Source organism: Paenibacillus sp. XP01 (assembly GCF_057364885.1).
Genome location: NZ_CP139481.1, coordinates 6,436,611 through 6,453,779 on the forward strand (window position 1 = coordinate 6,436,611; position 17,169 = coordinate 6,453,779).

Genomic DNA, 17,169 nt, shown 5'->3' on the forward strand with positions numbered 1-17,169 from the left:
TGATTATTACACGGGGCCACTACGTGGTCAGAACCATCTTCCGATCGCTCTTATCCCCGGATTTTTTTGATCCTTTTTTCAAGGGGAAAATTCGGGGATAAATACGAACGCTTCGCTTCTCCAGATTTTTTCTGCCCTCTCCGTTATCGTGTAAGTATGCAGTTCAACCTATATAACATAAGATTCTTTTATATCAACCCAGTTCCTCAGCTCCTGGGCGTACTTATAGAATGCTATAGCCATTAGGCTTTGGCCGCCATCAGGGAGATCGCGTTCAATGCAGCGACCACGATGGTGCTGCCGCCCTTGCGGCCGATGTTGGTGATAAACGGAATGTCGAGTTTGCGCAGCTCGTCCTTCGATTCCGCCGCAGACACAAAGCCGACCGGCATACCGATAATCAGGCCCGGCTTGGCTTCGCCTTCTTTGACCAGACGAATCAGCTCCAGCAAAGCGGTAGGCGCGTTCCCGATGGCATAAATGCCGCCCTCGTACGTTTTTACCGCTTTGCGCGTGGAAATGATCGCACGGGTTGTGTTCAGGCGTTTCGCCTCTTCAATGACGTCCGCATCGGAAATATGCACATGCACGTCCCCGCCGAAGCCGCGAATGCGGTCTTTGCTCACGCCGGCCTGGATCATCTGCACGTCCGCGATGACGGACTGGCCGGCACGAAGCGCTGCGATGCCTGCCGCAATCGCGTCCGGATGGAACACCATGCTGCGTCCGAGCTCAAAATCCGCGGAAGCGTGAATGACGCGTTGCACCACAGGATATTGTTCAGCCGTGAATGGATGCTCGCCGAGTTCCTCGGTAATCATTTCGAAGCTTTTTCCTTCAATTTCCTGCGGCTGTACGGTGAGCGGTTTAAATTCCGTTTTGAAATCCATGTGCCTGCACTCCTTCATTATTGAAAATGGTATTAACGGTCATGGCGTTCCCTGTTCTCGGCTTCTTTCTCACGAACCTGAGACACCTTATTCGGGTGTTTTCACACACTTCTTTAGGCTAACGAACATCAGCATCGTTATTGGCGGGAATCCGGACGAAAGTGACCTTTATACTGCCAAATAGCGTGCCTCAGGTTCGTTACAGTTCCAAGAAGCTTTTTTTCGCAAAATAAGGTGTCTGATGTTCGTTATATTTTCGGGCCCTGCTTAACTTGAATTTGAATGGTTCAAATTCCAACTAAATAATCAGGCTTAGCCGCTCCGGTTGTCCCCATGATTGTACGTGCTTTGTGTGCTTTGTGTGCTTTGTGTGCTTTGTTTACTTTGTTTACTTAGTGTTCTGTTTGTATTGCGCTCAACTGTACATTTCGCCGTTCATATGACGGTTAAACTGAACGTCTTCAAGCTCGCCTTAAATTGGCCCGGAATACGGTTCTCTTTAATTAATCCGGGTTGCTGCACCCATATTACTTATGAAAAATACGCCCTAACTCTTCCAATACGCCTTCGTAATGGTCAAACACCGTACCGAACTCGACCTCCGGTCTGGCGATCAGCACGACATGGATGCCCAGTTCCAGCGCCGCTTGCACCTTCTCGTCGACTGCGCCGGTTTTGCCGCTTTCCTTGGTGACCATCACTGTCGTGGCATAATGTTTATATAAGGCTTCATTCAGTTCGCGTGAAAAAGGTCCCTGCATCGCAATGATGTTGCGCTGCTCCACACCCAGCTCCCCGCATTTCTCCATGTTGTCGAGACGCGGCAGCATTCGCGCCACCAATCGAACGTCCGGATCGCCGAGCAGGTGCTTTGTGAAAATTTGCAGCGTTTTGCTGCCCGTGGTCAACATGACTGATCCTTTAAGCTCCTTGGCCTTGATCGCTGCTTCCTCGTAAGACGGCACGACATGAAGCAGCGGATGATCGTCATAGGCCAGTCCTGTCCGTTCATAACGGATATAGGGAATATCCGCCTGTTTAGCCGCTTCCATCGCATTGGCATGGGCTTCCTCCGCAAATGGATGGCTTGCATCGACAATGGCTTTGCTGCCTTGCTCGCGGGCCAGCTGCGCCATTGCTTCAGCGGTCATGCGGCCTGTCCGCACCTTTAACCCAGCTTCCGCCAGACTGTTCGCCGCACTCTCCGTTACCACCGACGTTAACACTTCAACACCGGTTTCGTGAATGCGTAACGCCAACTCCCGCGCATCGCTTGTTCCGCACAACATCAGGATCATGGACGGCCCACCTGCTCTCCCGCAGACGCCTCTTGCTTGTCCGAAACGTCATGTTCTCCCTTTCCGGGGGCGCGGTTATCCTGTTCTTCGTCCTTCTCGTGATGGGACAGAGGAATCTCCCCATCATGATCGTGATGAAAATCGCGTGATGATGCAAAATGATCATGCTCGTGATGATGGTGGTGACCGTGATCGTGGTGATGATTATGATCATGGTGGTGATCGTGATCATGGTGATGGTCATGGTCATGGTGATGGTCATGATGGTGATCGTGATGGTGATCGTGATCATGATGGTGATCGTGATCATGGTGGTGATCGTGATCATGGTGGTGGTCATGGTCATGATCGTGATGATGGTGGTGGTGTTTCATCGCTTCGATCCGATACTGGAACTCGTTCCAAGCTGCATCGACTCTGCCTTCCAATGCATCAAATGCACGCTGAGTCACCAGTTCCACCAGCTTGGGATGGAAACCGAAATAACCGCCCAGTTCAACCTGAATCTCCGGATGCTCGGCTGCGAATGCCGCCGTCATCTCGTCGATCCGTTTAATCAGCACACCCGTAAACAGGAAATACGGAAGAACGATAATCCGTTTGGCCCCAAGCGCCAGACAGCGCTGCAGCCCTTCCGGGAACAAAGGCTCGGTGACGCCGATAAAACAGCTTTCCGCCCATTTATAAGGAAGCTTCTCCCACAACATCCGCGTCATTTTGAAAAAGTCGCTGTTGGCATCCGGATCACTGCTTCCCCGGCCAAGAACCAGCACCGCCGTTTCCTCATCCCGGGCCGGAGCAGGCGGGGCAGCCACTGCGACTGCTCCGCGAGAGGCTCCTGCCGATACGGGCTTCGCCTCATGCAAGCGAGTCTGCAAAATCTCAATCACTTTGTCGTGTACGCCAATCGGGCGGCCATACACGAATTCAACCTGCGGATAACGTGCTTTTGCACGATCGATCGCATTCGGGATGTCTACTTTGGCATGTCCGGCCGCAAACAGAATAATCGGCACCAGCACAACACGTGTCGCTCCTCTGTTCACGCAGGCTGTAACACCCTCAGCGATGCTTGGACGCGTCAATTCCAAAAAGCAAGTTTCCACGATCGTAGCTTCCGGAGCCTGCTCTGCTACGGTACGCGCAAACTCCTTCAGTTCGTTGTTCCCCTCAGGGTCACGACTTCCGTGACCTACCAGCAATATGGCGTTCATGTGCGATTGCTTCCTCCCCATTCCCGGCCCCTCAGGACCGGGCTTCCTGATTGATATGTCCATGCATTGCTTATTGGTTCAAAGGTAAATCCGGGCTCCCGATCATCTAATCCCCACAAACCGGGTTTACTTCAACCGTGACCGGTGCATCCACATGGCGGAAGCCCTGAATCACGCCAACCCGTTTGAAAAATTTATGAAAACGCTCATTCGGATGTCCTTTTTCCTTGTACTCCGCAACGATCCGTTCCACGATGCCGCCAATTTCGTCGCCCGGAATGCCTTCCGCGACCGGTTGCGCGGGATGGGCGTTGCGCCCGAACTTTTTGCCGCCGAGGAACAGGTCGTAACCGCCTTTGCGGTACACGATGCCGATATCCTCCAACACCGCGCCGTAACATGCCATGCCGCAGCCGTTCAGGGCCACGCTCGTTTCCTTCGGCGCACTCACGCCGCCGATGACGGCCTGCAGGTGTTCTGCCATCGGTACGGCATCATCCTTCTCCATGTTGCAGAAGTCGCAGGCTTTCACCTTGATGACGTCCCCGATCGGCACCACGATGAACTTCGCGGCGCGCAGCTCGGCAACGAGCCGGTCCGGCTCGAAGGTTGGCACGCGCAATATGATCTGGTGCTCCGGCGTATACTCCAGCTCGCCGTCGTCACCCGCGCATTGCGCAAGCAGCGCCATCTGTGCGGCGCTGAACTTTTTGTTGCCGACGCCGGGCGATACGCCCACCTCGAAGAGCGGCGGCTTGCTGCCTGGCGCGGGCGCCGTGCGCTCCAGGGCCTGCGGCGCAGCGGCTCCAGGCCCGGCGTCCAGCCAGCGGCTGGCTGCTTCGACCGCGAGGGCCCCGCCTGCCGCGAGCCGACCGAGCGCCTCCGCGGCCAGCTCGGCTGCGCCGATGGACGCGGCTGCGGCGGCTGCGTGCGGCGCGGCAACCGCCGGCGCAGGCCGCTCGGCGACGAGCACAGCGATGGCTCCGCCGGCATCGCTGCCCGACGGGCTCGTCGCCGTTCCCGCAGGCGCAGCGCCGGCCGCGCCTTGGCCCGCTGCCGTACCGCTCGCGGCAGCACGGGCCTCCATCGCGCCGAGCGACCATGGCTCGGCTTCCGTGCGCAGCCGCTCATGCGGCCGGAGCGGCTGTTCCGTCGCGTTCAGCGTGTATTTCCGCTGATAGCCGCGCGGGGTCACCATGAGCCCTTCGTACATCATGGTGGACGAATTGCCGATGATCACGGTCGTCAGCATGCCGATGTCATGGTTCAGCATGTCCTCCAGCGTGGTGATGACCACATGCTGGCGGTCGCGGTACGCGCTTTTGACCAGCCCGACAGGGGTCTTGGGATCACGGTAACGCAGCAGAATCTCCTGCGTTTCTACGATCTGGCGGGTCCGCCTGCCGCTCCGCGGATTGTACAATGCAATGACGAAATCAGCGGAAGCCGCGGCCTCAACCCGGCGCTTAATGGTGTCCCACGGGGTCAGATGGTCGCTCAAACTGATCGTGCAAGCATCGTGCATGACAGGCGCTCCCAGCAAGGAAGCGCAGGACTGGATCGCCGAAACGCCCGGAACCACCTCCACTTCCACGCCGCTGTCCGGCTTCCATCCGCGCTCCATCAACACCTCGTATACGAGGCCGGCCATACCGTATACGCCCGCGTCGCCGCTGGAAATCACGGCCACGATTTTTCCCGCTTCCGCCTGTCTTACCGCTTCCTGCGCACGGCTGACTTCCTCGGTCATGCCCGTACGTACGATTTCCTGTCCGGTCAGCAGCGGCCGAATCAGGTCGACGTACGTGTTGTAGCCGATAATGACCTCGCTCTCTCTCAGTGCCTCAAGCGCCCGGTGGGTAATATGCTCCATGGCCCCTGGACCGAATCCGATAACAAGCAGCTTGCCTAGTCCTTGCATCTGTTTCTCCTCCTCCGATAACCTGTCCGACTTAAACAGTGAAGAAGGACGGCTAAGCCGGCCTTCTTCGCGCCTTATCGCATATTCAAAACTCTGAGAACGCCAATAAATCCCGTCCGCAATGCGGACGGGATACGAATGTACGTATGCTCAAGAACACAGCATCATTCCGTGGAAGAATGATCCTGCTGATGCATGGCCCGGAAGGGTCTGCCGGACGGACCTATGGTCCGCCCTTTTCCTGATCGTTCGTACACCGCTCCTTTCCGCGAAGGGTCCGGTGACACATTCAAGGTAGGTCTCCTGGCTCTGGTTCATCAGCTTCCTTTTCCGTCTTCCCCGGTGATCCGAGTGACTTATCAGCAGCAGCTCCAACGTCTGCGCAACCGATATTATTGAAAGGAGCCTCCCCATTACAGTGGCGGGACCGCTCGGGATTTGCACCCGATTCCCTGTTACCTCTTGCCTGAAAGCAAGAGCACCTTGTCTGTTTTCATGTGATGATATTGTCTTCATCATACCATCCGTCAGGAAATGATGTCCATGCCCATGAAGGCCTGCATTCATTTAATTTTCCCGCCCGGACGCAATCCTTTGCCTGCGAAACCAAAAAGGCCCTGATCCATGTATGGATCAAGGCCTCTTCTTATTAGCTTTTCCGTTCCTCTTCGGTTGACCAAAACCCGCACATCAGCATAGCGAAGGACTGCTCTCAGCCTTTTCGCCTTTTTATACCGTGCATCCTTTAAGCCTGATCTACCTTCAAAGCGGCGTAATAACGGCCCAGCTCCACGATGAGCGCCCCCATCTTTTCTTCCTCGGGGACAACGCGAACCTCGATGCCTTCCTCGCGCATGGCATTTGCCGTTACTTTGCCCACCGAAGCGGCCACCACGCCCTGCCTGAACGCCTCCTGCATCTGTTCCAGCTTGCCTTGCGAAGCTGCGTATTCCGTCAAAAAACGCACCTGCGGGCCGCTTGTAAAAGCAACGGCGTCAACCTCGTTCGCGATGATTTCGTTCAACAGCTGCGCCAGCTCCGCTTCTTCCGGCGGCACATGCCGATAAGGCAGCACCTGCCGCACCTGGGCGCCTTGCTGCTCCAGCCAACTCACCAGTTTCGGTGCCGTTTCGCCATGGAGCTGCAGCATCACTTTTTTCCCGGCAAGATCATGGGCAGCAAACTCGCGGATCAACCCTTCCGTGCTGCCATCATCGTCCCGAACGATGGGTGAAAGCCTGCGCTTGCGCAGTGCATTCACCGTTTTGTATCCTCTCGCCGCAATCGACGAAGCCGCAAGTACATCAAGCAGCGCTCCGGCAAGCTCCATATCCTCTGCCATATCAAAAATGGCATCGAGCCCCATGCCCGTCGTCAGCACCGCCCAGTCCGGCGGATTGGAAATCCAGGAGACCAGTCCGTCCCGAATGCTCCGGTCATCCAGAAACACCGTTCCCTGTGCAGGCCGTACCAGCGGAATTCCGCCCATTTTTTCAACCAGCAGGGACATCTCCCTCGACTTGCGCGGTCCCGTCAGAGCCACGCGTATGCCTGCCAAATGTTGCGCCATATCGTTCCCCCCAGTTGGATTCTGCCGAAAGTTCATCAGTCTGACTTCAGTATACAGGCAGAGCCCATGCAGGGGAACCTTGAATACCCTTTATTTTCGGGGTTTTCCTATAACGATTTTTTATAAAATCCATAAACCATGCACCTTCTTAAGAAGGTTGAAGTTTTCCGCCCTGCGGGCCGCTTCGCTTTCTTTCATCCTCCTGCCCGGATTTCTCCGCATGCTGCTCATGCTTGCCTGCCCGTTTCTTTTTGGGTCGAAGAAACAGAAACAACAGGATCGGAATCAAGACCTCAAACACTATGGCGATCCATGTCCATTCCCGCGTAAACCGGTAAAGCTGGACGGCGTTCCGGAAAAACCAAAACGCGCAAACAAACCCGAGCAGCGCAATCGGTCCGGTCAGCACTTTGCCGGATACCTTCGGAATCATCCGTTTGAGCCCCCAACATACAAAATACAGATCAAACGCGATTTTGGTAACCATGGCAGGCAGGGTCGCCGCGGCCAATGGCAAGTCAAACCGGTCCAGAAACTCGCTGATCTGCAATTGCCGTGCCAATTCGTAAGAAGGATACACCAACCGTGAGGCAATTTCCACGCCGATGGACGCAATCGTTTCAATAAGGATCAACATCATCAGCAAAACGGCCCATAACATTCCCCGAAAAGCAGGCTTGAATTTAAAGTCACTGCCTTTCATGACAAAGGGGAGCGCAACCATCTCGCCAAAAAAGGAAAACATGTACCAAGTGCCTCTCCCCACGCCTGCCGCATCAACGTCCAAATACGGCAGCAGATTGTTCAGGTCTACTTGCGGGGCAACCATAAACGGCACGATGACCGAATTGACCAGAAACAGCGTGACATACAGCTCTGACATTCCGATCAGTGATCCCAAACCGCCCCTCACGATAAAAACGGCCATCACGAGGATCGTTAGTGCAATGATCGAGATCGGGGTCGTTTCCAACAACGTTATGCTGACATAATCGCCGATCAAACGCAAATCCCTCGCGAAAATAAAGAGAAAAAACAGGATGTACAGCATACCTGTAACCCTTCCCCAAAAAGGATACCGTTCCACCAGGGATTGAAACAAGTCCTTATCGGGAAAGCGGCGCATCATCCGGCTGATCAGCCAGAAGGATATCCCCATCACGACAAATGCGGGGATATAGGACAAGTAGGCATGTTGTTTGGCATAATAGATGGCTTGCGCATGAGGCTGAATTAACGTGCCGGTCATACTCATCAACATGACAAGCAGAAACAGCTGCCTCGGTTTCACTTCCTGGTTCATGGTACTCCCTCCCGTCTTCCATATGGATGCCCGTGTCGTATCCGCTTTTTAAGGCAAAGGAAGCCAGTGCTGAATAAGGTGGGCGATCCATACAGATACAAAAAACGTTTTTTTGAGCTGGATGACGTATAACCATATGCCTGTCGTAACAGCGATCAAACCATAGGAAAGCCAGCGGTTTACCGCCGCCGCTTGCCGCAGATGTTTGAAATCCATAAAAAGAACGGCGACGACCATGGCCAAATAGGTAAACAACAGCGGCTTAATCATGGATGATATCCTCCTCGACTACGCCAATCGGCTTGTTGACGATACCGACATTTTCAATGATAATGTGCGGCTCGACCTCAACCGTAATGTCAGGGTAAATATCTCTCCATCGGTCTTTGAGCTTGTCCCATTCTTTCGGATATTTACGATAGATCGCACGGCCCACCCCCAAAATATCGGCCCGATATTTTTTTTGAAGCAGCTGCACGCCTTCTTCAATATCCGCTTTCACTTTTTGATGGATCGCTTTATTTAAACTCATGATCTCGTTTTCCCTAAGATCACCGTAATTGGACTCGTTGTCCACGATGACGCCCTTTGCATACATTTGAATCTTAACGCTGACCTTTCCGTTGACCACATGGGGCCGCAAGGAAGAATTATTCTCGTTTAACTTGATGAAAATATCCCCCTTCCCGCGTGGCGCCTTAACCATGATCTCGGGTTCGTTGGCCTCGCCCATGGCCAAAATAAGCGCGTCTGCCGGAGCTTTGTCTATCATGCCTACCAGTTTATCCTTAATAAATATGGCAATTCCGTCCAGCTTGATGTTTGTTTTTACATTCTTCCAATTTTCAGGGACATTCTCAGTCACGGAAGCGACTGGCAGAAACGGATCGATCCCCTCGGCCAAAATGGAGTCGATAAACGTTTTGAGCGAACGCGGGTGCCGCATGTTCAGCAGACACAGCTCCCGTACCATTTCGGAAGGGAACTTTTCGATAGGGGCATCGGCATCCAGCACTTTATAAGCCGGCCCCCTCGTTACGATCGGCAAGGCCGAGAAACGGTTTAATGGATAACGGGTCAGCAAATCAAGCATGGGGGCAACCCCTTCCTTGGCAAGCTCCTCGCCGATCAGCAATGTACGGCGGTGCGCATAGTACAGCCGTCTGGAAAGTGACTTCTGGCCTTCAAGCGACGTTCCGCGCAGCGTTTTGGCCGTATTGGACAGCATGAACCAGGACTTGTCACCGCTGGTGCCGCCTCCTCCCCCTTCGCTTCCCGTGGAACCGGCCTGGCCCGGAAGCGCAATCTGCAGGCTTGACCGATAGTTGTTATCCTCCCTGTCAATGGCTATGCCGATGACAAAAGCGATGTCGTTGATTTCCTCGCGATCCCAGCATCCCGAGAGGACAACGGTGAGCAGGAGCAACATTGCCATGGCACGCCGCTTATGCAAATTCAGCATGATCTCACCATCCTTCCTCCGACTCCGGCGACCCGTTGATATTTGGATTCATGCGCCTCTGATCGACATCAACCTTGGAAGGGCGACGAACCATTTTCCACCACGGCACACGCATCACGATATCCTTCGTATCCGATTTATGGTATGGGCTCAATCCGGACAAATACGGAACGCCAAAGGAAGTCATCTGCGTCAGATGCACGGAAATCAGCACAAGCCCGATAACGATGCCATATAGACCCAGCATACCTGCCAGCAGCATGATCGGAAACCGCAGCAAACGCACCGTGATCGCAAAGTTGAACCGGGGAATCGTAAATGACGCGATGCCCGTCATCGATACAATAATGACCATGGGCGCAGACACAATGCCGGCCTGAACCGCAGCCTGCCCGATCACGAGCGCGCCCAGGATGCTGACGGCCTGTCCCACCGTTTTGGGCAGCCTGACCCCCGCTTCGCGCAATGCTTCGAAGGATAGTTCCATAATTAGCGCCTCCACCAGTGCGGGAAAAGGAATGGCTTCCCGGGCAGCGGCGATGCTCAGAATGAGCGTGGTCGGCAGCATGTCCTGGTGAAACGTCGTGATCGCGATATACAGCGCCGGAAGGAAAAGCGCAATGGCCACGAAAAGGAATCGGATCCAGCGGATGAGATTCGAAATGAAGAAGCGTTCGTAATAATCCTCGCTGGCCTGAAGCATCTGCCACATCGTGACCGGCGCGATGAGCGCAAACGGCGTTCCGTCCACAAAGATGGCAAATCTCCCCTCCAACAGATTGCCGGCAACCGTGTCCGGACGCTCGGTATAGTGCATTTGCGGGAACGGAGAAAAGGGATGATCCTCGATCAGTTCTTCGATATATCCGCTTTCGAGGATGCCATCGATTTTGATTTTGTTTAACCTTTCCTTCACATCCTTGATCAGCTTGGGATCGGCAATGCCTTCCAAATAGGTCAGCACCACATTGGTTTTCGTTTCGGTGCCCATCGTCATGCTCAGCATTTTCAGCGAGGATGTTTTTAATTTGAAACGAAGCAAGGCCGTGTTCACGCGAAGCGTCTCCGTGAACCCTTCCCTCGGTCCCCTGATGACGGACTCCGTCTGCGGTTCTTCAACGCCGCGGCGAACGCCCCCCTTTACATTGAACAACCAGCCTTCCTTGCTGCCGTCCACAAGCAGCAACACCGATGACTCCAGAAGCCCGTCAGTGGCTTCCGCCCAGGAATCTACCTTTTTGATCTGGGTCAATGCGATTCGCGTGTCGTCCAGAGGCGCTTCCGGCTCATTGGTCCGATCTTCCACCAAGCCTCGAATGAGCGGACGCAGCATATGTTCCTGAATGTCCGAGGAATTGACAATGCCCTCGATGTATACCAGCAATCCTTGCACGTCGGGCGAAATCATGACGTTTCGGAAGACCACGTCCGAGGCATCCGAAAAGATCTCTTTAAGCGCCTCCAGATGGCTCTCATGGGTCGCACCGATGGGCTGCCGGACAAAAGGCGGGGCGGGCAATCCCAATGGAATGTGTTTTTTATTTTGAGAATTGGGGAAAGAAGGTCCTCCCTCCGTTTTGTTTCCAGCCATGTACCGTCCCTCCGTTCTCGAATCTATACACGGTAGCTTGTGCCAGCATAAACGGAATTATGTGTCAATTTTCAAAATGGTGAAATAACAATGCGGTCCATAGGATGTGAACCTGCAGCACAAATAAAGGCCACCCGAGTTTGTGTACTCGGATGACCTCTATGTAAAAACGGTGTAAAGGAAACCTTAATGGGTGGGTCTAAGACAATGGACTCATTGCACGTTGGCATCCACTTCCTTGATCATCTCTTGCAAAGATTCGAGCCCGCCGCCGGACAGATACCAGTAGTTTGGATCAAGGTATACGATATGACCTTCCTTGAAGGCATTTGTGTTTTTCACCAGATCGTTCTCGATGACCTGCTTGGCCGGAACGGCTTCTCCCTGGCCGGAAACGACCGCGCTGCGATCCACGACAAACAAATAATCCGGATTTTTCTCCATCACGTATTCAAAGGAAACGCTCTGTCCGTGCGTGGACACCTCAATATTTTCATCGGCAGGTTTGAAGCCGAAGACGTCATGAATTACGCCGAACCGGGAACCGGCGCCATATGCGCTCAATTTACCTTCGTTCGTCAGTACGACCAGCGCGTTTTTGCCTGAAGCCTTCACTTTATCGTTCAGCGCTTTAATCGAGGCTTCGATGGAGGAGATGGCTTCTTCAGCCTCTTTTTCCTTGCCGAAAATTTGACCAAGCGTCGTTACGTTCCCTTTCAGGCTGTTCATGTAATCGGCATTGTCCACGGCCATGTAGATGGTAGGGGCAATGTCGCTCAATTCCTCATACGAATCCTGCAAACGCCCCGAAATGATGATCAGGTCCGGTTTCAAGGCATTGACCGCCTCAAAGTCGGCCTCTTTCAGCCCGCCCACGTTGGCGTATTTGCTCTCATCGTTATATTTGGACAGATACGGGGGAACGCCCTCCTGGGGAACGCCCGCAACTTCAACGCCCAATTGGTCGAGGGAATCGAGAACTCCGTAATCGAAGACAACGACCTTTTGCGGATTTTTTTTCACGGTCGTCTCGCCCAGCATATGTTTGACCACGATCTCTCCATCCGTTTCAGCAGGTGTCGAAGCCTGGGTTTCCGTCCCGGACGCATTCCCCTGTCCCGCATTCTCGGCTGATTTCGCTCCACCACATGCCGCCATCACAACAGACAGCGCAAGCAACAACGTGAATAACCATACTTTTTTCATTCGTGAACACCTCTCGCCTTTCATTGTGAATTATGAAAAATAAACGCAAATTTTACGTCCGTCAATCCATTGCACGGGAATGTGCATATCGTAAACCTCTCTCAACACTTCCGTGTCAATGATGTCTTCGGTCCTGCCCTCCTGCACAACTCGCCCATCCTTAAGCGCGACGATATGATCCGAATAACAGGAAGCAAAGTTGATGTCGTGAATGACAATGACGACCGTTTTGCCCAGTTCATCGACCATCCTGCGAAGCACCTTCATAATTTGCACGGAGTGCTTCATGTCCAGATTGTTGAGCGGTTCATCCAGCAGCACGTATTCCGTGTTCTGAGCGATGACCATCGCAATGTAAGCACGCTGCCGCTGGCCGCCGCTCAGTTCATCCAGATACTTTTTCTGAAACGGCCCCAAATCCATATAATCGATCGCTTCCTGAATATGCAGCCTGTCTTCTGGCGTAAGCCTCCCTTGCGAGTACGGAAAGCGTCCAAAAGCAACCAGATCTTCTACGGTCAGCCGGATATTGATATGGTTGGATTGCTTCAGCACCGATATTTTTTTGGAAAGCTCCTTGCTTTTCCAGGTCCCGAGCTCGCGCCCCTCAATAAGCACCTGGCCGGAATCCTTCTCAATCAATCTCGTAATCATGGATAACAGCGTGCTTTTCCCCGCACCATTCGGGCCGATGAACGAAGTGATCTTGCCTTTGGCGATGTTTATGGAGACATCATCCACTACCCGGACTCCGCCGTATTGTTTTGTGACATTTCTGACTTCTATCACGACTTATTCTCCTTTAGCAGCAAATAGATGAAATAGACACCGCCGATAAAATTGATAATGACGCTCACTGTAGTGGCAAAGGTAAATACTCTTTCAACGATCAGCTGCCCGCCGACCAACGCTACGATCGAGATCATCACGGAGCCCCACAGCAGCACGATATGCCTATGGGTTCTGAATACTTGATGGGCCACGTTCGCCACAAGCAGGCCCAGGAACATGATCGGACCGACAAGCGCGGTAGAGATGGATACCAGCACCATGACAACCAGCAGCAGACGTTTGACGATCCGAGCATAGTCCACGCCCAAGTTCACTGCATGATCTTTGCCGAGCGACAAGACGTCGAGGTATTTGTTGAATCGTCTAGCATAAAGTAGAATCAGCACGATCGCCGCCATGGAAATAATCAGCAGATCGGTATTGACGTTATTGAAGCTGGCAAACATTTTGCCCTGCAGCACCAAAAACTCATTGGGATCGATCAAGACTTCCATGAATGTGGACATGCTCTGAAACAACGTGCCGAGAATCAAACCTACCAACAGCAGCAGGTAGATGTTTCGCCCTCTCTCCCTGCGGAACATGAACTGATGCAGCAGCAGGGAGAACAGCACCATCAGTGCAACCGATACGGCAAAGTTGATATTTTGGTTGATGAAGCTGATATGTGCACTGCCAAACACAAATACCGCAAAGGTTTGGAACAGCATATACAGCGAGTCCAGGCCCATAATGCCCGGCGTAAGAATGCGATTGTTCGTGATCGTCTGAAAGATGACCGTGGAGTAGGCAATGCACGCCCCGGTGAGCGCGATCGCCAATATTTTTTTCCCTCTCCGAGGCAAGATGTAATCCCAGTTCCCGCCTGCCTGGATGGTCATAAACACCGCAACCAGAATGACTGCTGCCGCGACCAGCAAAATAAACTTCCACGTGTTAGCCGTAAATTTCATGTTCATGATGCATACGCCTTTCTTCGAAGCAGCAAATACAGGAACAATACGCTGCCGACCACGCCTACCGTCAGACTGATGGACAGCTGATACGGATAAATGACGAGTTGTCCCAGAATGTCGCAGACCAGCACAAAAATGGCGCCAAGCACCGCCGTATGCGGCAAAGTACTGCGGAGATTGTCCCCCTTGTACAGGGTGACGATGTTCGGCACGACCAGCCCCAAAAACGGAATCGTTCCTACCGTGATGATCACGACAGCCGACACCATCGCAACCAGAATGAGTCCGATATTCACAACTCTCCGATAAGCAAGCCCCAGATTGGTGGCGAAATCTTCTCCCATGCCCGCCAGCGTAAACCGGTTGGCAAACAGGTAGACGATCACCAGCAGCGGGATGCTGATATAAATCAACTCATACCGGCCTTTCATGATGGTCGAGAAATCTCCCTGCAGCCAAGAGGAGATATTCTGGATGAGATCATTTTTATAAGCAAAAAACGTCGTGATCGAGCTCATGATATTCCCGAACATCAGGCCCAGAAGCGCAATGTAGACGGTATCCTTGAATTTGACCCGCTCCAGAATACGCATGAAAATGAAGGTGCCCGCCAAGGCAAAAACAAAGGCCACCAACATTTTTTGCAAAGGCGAAGCGCCCGGGAACCACATCAACGTGACGAGAATGCCGAGCCGTGCCGAATCCATCGTTCCCGCCGTCGTAGGCGAGACGAACCGGTTCCGTGTGAGCTGCTGCATAATCAGTCCGATGACGCTCATGCTGACCCCGGCGACAAGGATGCTGATCAGGCGCGGAATCCGACTGACCTGCAGCACTTGCAGCTGTACAGCATTCAGGTCAAATAAATCCCAAGGCGCAATATCTGAATTGCCGATAAATATGTACGCGAAAGACAAAACCAGCAGTATGACCAGCATGTACCTCAACTTCATCTCTCTTACAGACCCCTCGCTTATAGCCGTAAAACGGAAGTACCCCTTCTTGCAGCCAATTTTCATCTGTTTGATTCTTATGATAATGATATTCATTATCGACATTGTCCATTATATTAGTTTTTATTAAATTGATTGTCAACCCACTTCATCGTCCTGAACAGGTTGGAAATTGCGCAAAAAAAGAAAACAACCTGCCGAAGCAGGTTGTTTTCTGCCATATCCTGTACGTTTCACTCCATATGCCCTTCAAACTAAAACATCAACGGTGTCCTGAACCGGACTGCCTTGAGAAAAGCTGGTCCAGCGCAAGAAATCGGCTGCCTGTGAATAACAAGGCAAGCGAACTTGCCAGCAGCGTATATTCCAGCTCCGTTCCGCCCAGAAACGGCGCATCCGCCTTGGCCATGATCAATGCTCCGGCCGTTACGGCAATGAACAGCGCAGCAAATACGCGGGTGCCCAGGCCTAGAATCACGGCTGCTCCGCCTGCGAGTTCAATGATGGCCACAACGGAGGCAAGGTATCCAGGAACGCCAAGACTTTCGAAGAAGCCTACCGTATTGCTGATACCGCCTTCGAACTTGCTCCAGCCATGCAATGCAAAGACCGCTCCTATGGCGATCCTCAGAAAAAACAATCCGATTTCCACACTTCTACTATTCAAGTTTCATCTTCCTCCTTCCATTCGGGGTGGGCTGAACCGGAAATGGTCAGCCAATCGACCACACAAACAGGACAGATAACATAAGAATGGCGGTCGCGGACACCAGTACCGCAAATCGCGGCAGCGTTAGCGCGACCTCCTGTTCGGGATCGAGCAGCCTCGAAATTCGAACGTTCACCGATACATCGGCAAACGACGATTGTACCGACATGTCTCTGACTCGCCATGACTCGGGACAGGCACGTATCAATTTGAGCAGCGCGCTCCCAATGCCGGCAACGTTCCCGGTGCGCCTGATCGCTTCGTTATCCGCCAGTATTTCCCGGACGATGCCGTAATGTTTCGCGACATGCTTCAAAACGGGAAGATAAGGCATCATGCTGGCAAATACGGTCAGCAGCGTCGTTTTGAGCGGGTCGCGATGCCAGAGATGATGAAGCTCATGATAAACGACTGCCTCCTCTTCATCGTTATCCAGCATGTTCAGAAGGCCTGTCGACAAAACGATGCGCGGCCTCCACAGCCCGATAGTGAACGCGAGCGGAGCCTTTTCGGCCACTACGATAAATCCGGTCTGCCCCACATGTTCGTATTTGGTTTGCAGGCTGCGTGACCATCCTTTATCCTCGATCCTCCACAACTTTTTCATCGCTGCCCGTGTCTTCATCAACCGATGAACCAAAAGCCACCCCGTGCCCGCAAATGTTATGATCGCCAATCCGACGAGCACATGGCCCACCCATGTCCAACCCATTCGGCTCATCCAATGATTGCACAGCCAGAGCAGGTTAAACGGCATGTCCCATCCAAACATTTTGTACAGCAGGTACATCGACATCTGAAGGAACACAAGCAGTGGAATGCCGAGCCCAACGGCGAACAGCAGCTTCGAACGCGCCGCCCACATGTCAGTTGTTCTCCTTTTTCCACTCTTTGATCTTCTGTTCCAGCCGTTCGATCAAGCTTGCATCCACATCCTCCAACGCATCCAGCATATGGTTTACGGCCAAGGCCCCGAACTCGTCGACCAGTTCATGCGAAAGCTCCTTCGATTGGTCATTCATGAACTGTTCCTTGCTCTGCACCGGATGGTACAGCGAAGTTCTGCCTTTCTGCGATTTGCTGAGCAATCCCTTGTCCACAAGCCGGTTCATCACCGTCATGACCGTGTTGAAGTTGACGTCCCGATCCTGTTCAAGCGCCGTTTGCACCTCACGGATACTGCTGCCAGGGCGACTCCACAGCACATCCATGATTTTGGCCTCCAGTGGACCAAAGAAACGATTCAATCCACGTTCTCCCACTTTGAAATTGAGTATTTTCATGATCCGACACCCCTCACACTA

At 53.0% G+C, this 17,169-nt stretch carries 16 protein-coding genes and 1 riboswitch; all 16 genes read right to left on the reverse strand.

What is annotated here, in order from left to right:
- Nucleotides 1-242: 242 nt before the first annotated feature.
- Nucleotides 243-890, reverse strand: a complete 648-nt coding sequence (locus tag SNR34_RS28985; protein ID WP_236413162.1) for a precorrin-8X methylmutase — start codon at nt 888-890, stop codon at nt 243-245.
- 527 nt (nt 891-1,417) lie between these two features.
- Complete coding sequence (gene cobK / locus SNR34_RS28990; protein WP_236413165.1) at nt 1,418-2,188, reverse strand: precorrin-6A reductase; 771 nt, start codon at nt 2,186-2,188, stop codon at nt 1,418-1,420.
- Complete coding sequence (locus SNR34_RS28995) at nt 2,185-3,402, reverse strand: sirohydrochlorin chelatase (RefSeq protein WP_486180733.1); 1,218 nt, start codon at nt 3,400-3,402, stop codon at nt 2,185-2,187. Before SNR34_RS28995 ends, cobK begins: the two co-directional genes overlap by 4 nt.
- Before the next feature lie 106 nt (nt 3,403-3,508).
- Nucleotides 3,509-5,323 carry a precorrin-3B C(17)-methyltransferase gene (gene cobJ, locus SNR34_RS29000; RefSeq protein ID WP_486180734.1) on the reverse strand — a complete coding sequence of 605 codons (1,815 nt, stop codon included), beginning with the start codon at nt 5,321-5,323 and terminating at the stop codon, nt 3,509-3,511.
- A 276-nt stretch (nt 5,324-5,599) separates the two neighbouring features.
- Nucleotides 5,600-5,824, reverse strand: a riboswitch (cobalamin riboswitch).
- A 244-nt stretch (nt 5,825-6,068) separates the two neighbouring features.
- Nucleotides 6,069-6,893, reverse strand: a complete 825-nt coding sequence (locus SNR34_RS29005; protein ID WP_236413172.1) for a uroporphyrinogen-III synthase — start codon at nt 6,891-6,893, stop codon at nt 6,069-6,071.
- A 148-nt stretch (nt 6,894-7,041) separates the two neighbouring features.
- Nucleotides 7,042-8,196, reverse strand: coding sequence for a GerAB/ArcD/ProY family transporter (locus SNR34_RS29010; RefSeq protein WP_486180735.1), 1,155 nt, complete (start codon nt 8,194-8,196; stop codon nt 7,042-7,044).
- Between the two features lie 48 nt (nt 8,197-8,244).
- The gene (locus SNR34_RS29015; protein ID WP_236413175.1) at nt 8,245-8,466 is read right to left on the reverse strand and encodes a hypothetical protein; all 222 of its coding nucleotides are present in this window, start codon (nt 8,464-8,466) and stop codon (nt 8,245-8,247) included.
- Nucleotides 8,459-9,658, reverse strand: a complete 1,200-nt coding sequence (locus SNR34_RS29020) for a Ger(x)C family spore germination protein (protein ID WP_236413178.1) — start codon at nt 9,656-9,658, stop codon at nt 8,459-8,461. The genes SNR34_RS29015 and SNR34_RS29020 overlap by 8 nt, the downstream gene beginning before the upstream one ends.
- A gap of 4 nt (nt 9,659-9,662) precedes the next feature.
- Nucleotides 9,663-11,249 (reverse strand): spore germination protein, encoded by a 1,587-nt coding sequence (locus tag SNR34_RS29025; protein ID WP_236413179.1) that lies wholly within the window; start codon nt 11,247-11,249, stop codon nt 9,663-9,665.
- Between the two features lie 213 nt (nt 11,250-11,462).
- Nucleotides 11,463-12,455: a siderophore ABC transporter substrate-binding protein gene (locus SNR34_RS29030; RefSeq protein ID WP_343261847.1), complete on the reverse strand. Its 993-nt coding sequence runs from the start codon at nt 12,453-12,455 to the stop codon at nt 11,463-11,465.
- A 30-nt stretch (nt 12,456-12,485) separates the two neighbouring features.
- Nucleotides 12,486-13,244 (reverse strand): iron ABC transporter ATP-binding protein, encoded by a 759-nt coding sequence (locus SNR34_RS29035; protein WP_343261846.1) that lies wholly within the window; start codon nt 13,242-13,244, stop codon nt 12,486-12,488.
- Nucleotides 13,241-14,200, reverse strand: coding sequence for an iron chelate uptake ABC transporter family permease subunit (locus tag SNR34_RS29040; RefSeq protein WP_236413724.1), 960 nt, complete (start codon nt 14,198-14,200; stop codon nt 13,241-13,243). Before SNR34_RS29040 ends, SNR34_RS29035 begins: the two co-directional genes overlap by 4 nt.
- A gap of 2 nt (nt 14,201-14,202) precedes the next feature.
- Nucleotides 14,203-15,156 (reverse strand): ABC transporter permease, encoded by a 954-nt coding sequence (locus SNR34_RS29045; protein ID WP_236413185.1) that lies wholly within the window; start codon nt 15,154-15,156, stop codon nt 14,203-14,205.
- Between the two features lie 262 nt (nt 15,157-15,418).
- Nucleotides 15,419-15,823 carry a DoxX family protein gene (locus SNR34_RS29050; RefSeq protein WP_236413187.1) on the reverse strand — a complete coding sequence of 135 codons (405 nt, stop codon included), beginning with the start codon at nt 15,821-15,823 and terminating at the stop codon, nt 15,419-15,421.
- Between the two features lie 46 nt (nt 15,824-15,869).
- Nucleotides 15,870-16,730 (reverse strand): M56 family metallopeptidase, encoded by an 861-nt coding sequence (locus SNR34_RS29055; RefSeq protein WP_343261845.1) that lies wholly within the window; start codon nt 16,728-16,730, stop codon nt 15,870-15,872.
- Between the two features lies 1 nt (nt 16,731).
- A complete protein-coding gene (locus SNR34_RS29060; RefSeq protein WP_236413190.1) occupies nt 16,732-17,148 on the reverse strand; it encodes a BlaI/MecI/CopY family transcriptional regulator in 417 nt (138 codons plus the stop codon).
- Between the last annotated feature and the right edge of the window lie 21 nt (nt 17,149-17,169).

Coding starts and splice junctions, on each gene's coding strand:
- SNR34_RS29055 (WP_343261845.1), bottom strand. CDS start 16,730: ATGTGGGCGGCGCGTTCGAAGCTGCTGTTCGCCGTTGGGCTCGGCATT.
- SNR34_RS29040 (WP_236413724.1), bottom strand. CDS start 14,200: ATGAAATTTACGGCTAACACGTGGAAGTTTATTTTGCTGGTCGCGGCA.
- SNR34_RS28985 (WP_236413162.1), bottom strand. CDS start 890: ATGGATTTCAAAACGGAATTTAAACCGCTCACCGTACAGCCGCAGGAA.
- cobK (WP_236413165.1), bottom strand. CDS start 2,188: ATGATCCTGATGTTGTGCGGAACAAGCGATGCGCGGGAGTTGGCGTTA.
- SNR34_RS29010 (WP_486180735.1), bottom strand. CDS start 8,196: ATGAACCAGGAAGTGAAACCGAGGCAGCTGTTTCTGCTTGTCATGTTG.
- SNR34_RS29020 (WP_236413178.1), bottom strand. CDS start 9,658: ATGCTGAATTTGCATAAGCGGCGTGCCATGGCAATGTTGCTCCTGCTC.
- SNR34_RS29060 (WP_236413190.1), bottom strand. CDS start 17,148: ATGAAAATACTCAATTTCAAAGTGGGAGAACGTGGATTGAATCGTTTC.
- SNR34_RS29015 (WP_236413175.1), bottom strand. CDS start 8,466: ATGATTAAGCCGCTGTTGTTTACCTATTTGGCCATGGTCGTCGCCGTT.
- SNR34_RS29045 (WP_236413185.1), bottom strand. CDS start 15,156: ATGAAGTTGAGGTACATGCTGGTCATACTGCTGGTTTTGTCTTTCGCG.
- cobJ (WP_486180734.1), bottom strand. CDS start 5,323: ATGCAAGGACTAGGCAAGCTGCTTGTTATCGGATTCGGTCCAGGGGCC.
- SNR34_RS28995 (WP_486180733.1), bottom strand. CDS start 3,402: ATGAACGCCATATTGCTGGTAGGTCACGGAAGTCGTGACCCTGAGGGG.
- SNR34_RS29030 (WP_343261847.1), bottom strand. CDS start 12,455: ATGAAAAAAGTATGGTTATTCACGTTGTTGCTTGCGCTGTCTGTTGTG.
- SNR34_RS29005 (WP_236413172.1), bottom strand. CDS start 6,893: ATGGCGCAACATTTGGCAGGCATACGCGTGGCTCTGACGGGACCGCGC.
- SNR34_RS29025 (WP_236413179.1), bottom strand. CDS start 11,249: ATGGCTGGAAACAAAACGGAGGGAGGACCTTCTTTCCCCAATTCTCAA.